This window comes from Streptomyces africanus (genome assembly GCF_002150735.1).
Lineage (GTDB): Bacteria > Actinomycetota > Actinomycetes > Streptomycetales > Streptomycetaceae > Streptomyces > Streptomyces africanus.
Map to the genome: position 1 here is coordinate 1 of NZ_MUKA01000168.1, position 3,426 is coordinate 3,426.

The 3,426-nt window shown below is 70.6% G+C and carries 5 protein-coding genes; 3 read left to right on the top strand and 2 right to left on the bottom strand.

Annotation, left to right across the window (positions count from 1 at the left end; all coding sequences use genetic code 11):
* The coding region (locus CCL05_RS20895) for a LysR family transcriptional regulator (RefSeq protein WP_143589921.1) at positions 1 to 465 on the bottom strand (465 nt) is incomplete at its 3' end.
* 107 nt (positions 466 to 572) lie between these two features.
* On the opposite strand from CCL05_RS20895, the gene CCL05_RS20900 reads away from it, so the two are divergent.
* Positions 573 to 938 carry a YybH family protein gene (locus CCL05_RS20900; protein ID WP_086562010.1) on the top strand — a complete coding sequence of 122 codons (366 nt, stop codon included), beginning with the start codon at positions 573 to 575 and terminating at the stop codon, positions 936 to 938.
* An 82-nt stretch (positions 939 to 1,020) separates the two neighbouring features.
* Here CCL05_RS20900 and CCL05_RS20905 read toward each other — a convergent pair whose 3' ends face one another.
* A complete protein-coding gene (locus CCL05_RS20905) occupies positions 1,021 to 1,431 on the bottom strand; it encodes a winged helix-turn-helix transcriptional regulator (RefSeq protein WP_086562011.1) in 411 nt (136 codons plus the stop codon).
* 99 nt (positions 1,432 to 1,530) lie between these two features.
* Here CCL05_RS20905 and CCL05_RS20910 point away from each other — a divergent pair, with 99 nt between their 5' ends.
* Together CCL05_RS20910 and CCL05_RS20915 are read left to right on the top strand one after the other, a co-directional pair.
* Positions 1,531 to 2,400, top strand: a complete 870-nt coding sequence (locus CCL05_RS20910; protein WP_086562012.1) for an alpha/beta fold hydrolase — start codon at positions 1,531 to 1,533, stop codon at positions 2,398 to 2,400.
* 115 nt (positions 2,401 to 2,515) lie between these two features.
* Positions 2,516 to 3,426 (top strand): methyltransferase (locus tag CCL05_RS20915; RefSeq protein WP_086562013.1); only part of this gene is annotated, 911 nt, incomplete at its 3' end.

A 3,426-nucleotide genomic window follows, 5' to 3' on the forward strand; every position in this document is an offset into this window, starting at 1 on the left:
CCCGTCCGGAGCGGCGGCCGCGGTCCCGATGAGAGCCAGGTCGACGGTGCCGGCCCGTACGCCCTCGACGAGCCGGTCGGAGTTGTCCTCCAGCAGGGAGATCTCCACACCCGGATGTGCCCGGTGGAAGGTGGCGAGGGCGTCGAACAGCGGCGTCACGGTGCAGCCGATGACCATCCCGACGGTGATTCGACCTCGGATCAGGTCGGTGACCTCACCCACCGCCTGGCCGACCGCGTCGGCTGCGGCGAGCGCGGCGCGGGCGTGTTCGAGCGCGGCCTTTCCCGCCACGGTGAGGGTGGCGGTGCGCGCTGACCGGTGGAACAGCTCGGCGCCGAGTTCGCGTTCCAACTGGCGGATCTGGGCGCTGACGCCGGACTGGCTGATGTGGACCCGCTCGGCCGCACGGGTGAAGTTCTGCTCTTCGGCGACTGCGACGAAGTACTCCAGCTGCCTCATTTCCATGACTGGCGATTCTAGTTTCCAGAAGAACCATCTGTTGGACTTCTGATCGGCGGCCGACCAGGCTGGAAGGCGCAGGAAAGCACTGAAGCCGACGTCAGGAGGTACCCGTGCCGGAGTACGAGAAGGCCATGCGGCCCGAAGACATCACCCGCTTGTTCGTCGAACGCTCCAACGCCGGTGACGCGGCCGGGGTTGCCGCACTGTACGAAGAGGACGCCGTGCTGGCCTACCCGCCCGGCGACCGGACGGTGGGCCGGGAGGCGATCCGTGCGCTGTGGGAAAAGGTGCTGGCCGACCGTCCCCGCTTCGAGCCGGAACAACCGCTGCCGACGCTGGTCAGCGGCGACATCGCCCTCACCTCGACCCCGCCGAAGGACGGGGCGGGCGCCCGGGCCCAGGTCGTCCGGCGCCAGCCCGACGGAAGCTGGCTGCGTGTGCTCGACCAGCCCGAGTTCGTCCGGCCCGACAGCTGAGGCGGGTACCGCATTTCCTCGCTGCTGTTGTGCGTGTCACCGGCACCCACGGCCTGGGAGTGCCGGTGAGGTGGTGTGACCGTCAGCTCTCCTCGACCTCCTGGTCGGCGGCTTCGTTGGCGCGGTCGATCTCGGCCATGTGCTCCTCCGCCCAGGTCCGCAGCCCCGCAAGCGCGACTTCCAGGGACAGCCCGAGTGCGGTGAGCCGGTAGAAGACCCGTGGCGGCACGGTCGGTTCCACCCGGCGCGAGACCAGCCCGTCGCGGGTCAGGCTGCGCAGCGTCACGGACAGCATCTTCTGCGAGACGCCGGGCATCCGGCGTCTGAGCTCCGCGAAGCGCACCTCGTCCGGTGCGGCATCGGCGAGTGTCTTGACGGCCATGGACGTCCACTTCGTACCGATGCGGTCCAGCAACTGCCGCGTCGGGCAGTAGGGATCGAACAGATCGCCGCGCACCCCGCGACCGGCGGGCCGGGCTCCTCGGGTGGTCACCTGCGGCTCACCACCTTCCCTGAAAGTGCCATCTGGGCAGCGGTCGGCCAGTTACCTATCGTTCTGTGGTCACCAATGGTAACCATCCGGGGAGTCGTCATGCCCGCCACCACCGCACACCAACTGCGCCGCATCACGACGAACGGCGTCCAGCTCAACGTCGCGATCGCCGGTGAGGGACCCGCGGTTCTCCTGCTGCACGGCTTCCCGCACACCTGGCAACTCTGGCGCGGCATCATGGGCCGACTGGCCGGGCAGTACCGGGTCATCGCCCCGGACCTGCGCGGCTTCGGGGCCAGTGCACGTGCCGTCGAGGGTTACGACGCGGGCACCCTCGCCGCCGACGCCGAAGGGCTGCTCGACGCACTTGGCGAGCGCTCCGCAGCAGTGGTCGGCATCGACGCGGGTACCGCCCCCGCCGTCCTGCTCGCGCTGCGCCGGCCCGGCCTCGTCCGGCGCCTGGTCGTGATGGAGGCACTGCTCGGCCGCCTGCCCGGAGCAGAACACGTCTTCGCGGGCGGCACCCCGTGGTGGTTCGGCTTCCACGCCGTCCCCGGCCTCGCCGAGACCGTCCTGGCCGGCAACGAGGGCCCGTACATCGACTGGTTCCTCGACTCGGGGACGCTCGGGCGCGGAGTACCCGACGACATCCGTGCGGCCTTCGTCCACGCGTTCACCGGGAGCGAGGCCCTGCGCTGCGCGTTCTCCTACTACCGGGCCCTGCCCACCAGCGCGCAGCAGTTCCAGGACGCCGTCGCGACGGCTCGGCTGACCATGCCCACCATGGCCGTCGGCTCACACCCCGTCGGCACCGGGCTGGAACGCCAACTCCGTCCCCTCGCCGATGACCTGGTCGGACACCATCTCCAGGACTGCGGCCACATCATCCCCCTCGACCGCCCCGACGCGTTGTTCGCACTCCTTGCTCCCTTCCTCGCCGCCGATCTGCCGGGGCCGGGCCTATCCTGAAACCAGCCCGTTCGCCTCTCGGAAGGTCCGTTGATGACACTCGGCATGGTCCTCGGTGACGCGGTCGTCGTGACGTCGCAGGTTCGTTCACGTTCGGCCTTCCGAGGAGTTTGCCGTGTCCACGATCCACTGGGTCGAGGCTCAACCTTGTTCCGCCCGCTGGCATTCTGAGTCCGGGCTGCCCCTGCCCCGACGGGTCGTCGTCGCCGACGACCGGATGAGGGCGGCCGTCGCCCACCGTCTGGCCTGTGAGGGCACCGCGTTGTTGTGGCGCGGGGATTTTCAGAACGCGCGGCAGTTGTTGCGTGCCATGGACCGTCGTGTCCGTAGTGCCGCGCCCGGTGCGGCGGGGACGCCCGCCGAGACTTTTCATCTGTACCGCCGGTTTCGTGCTCACCGCGCGCGCGTGCTCGGCAAGTTGCTCGTCCTGCTGGAGGAGGACCACACCCTGGCGCTGCGCCGGGCGCCCGAGGTGAGCCGGGCGTGTGTCGAGGCGTACGGGCCGTCCTGCGGAGACATGGCCGTCGCCCTGACCGAGCTACTGGGCGTGATCAGTGTCCGGGAATGGCGGGAGAACGGCGTGCACGTACCGGCGCTGGGTGCCCGGATCCACCCGCACTACGGGGTGTTCGCACCGACGAGGAGCGAGTACGTCGACCTGGTCGCCCGGGCGCCGTTGCCGGGCCCTGGCATGCGTGCGGCGTTCGACCTGGGTACGGGCACCGGTGTGCTCGCCGCCCTGCTCGCCCGGCGGGGTGTCGGACAGGTCGTGGCCACGGACGTCAGTGCCCGGGCGCGGGCGTGTGCCCGGGACAACGTGCGGCGGTTGGGGCTCGGGCGGGCGGTCCGCGTCACCGGGCCCGGGCTGTATCCCGAGGGCCGTGCCGGCCTGGTGGTGTGCAACCCGCCCTGGATTCCCGGCCGTCCCGCCTCCGACCTCGATCTCGGCGTCTACGACGCGGGCGGCGGCATGCTCCACGGGTTCCTCGACGGGCTCGCCGGCCGGCTGGAGCCGGGCGGTGAGGG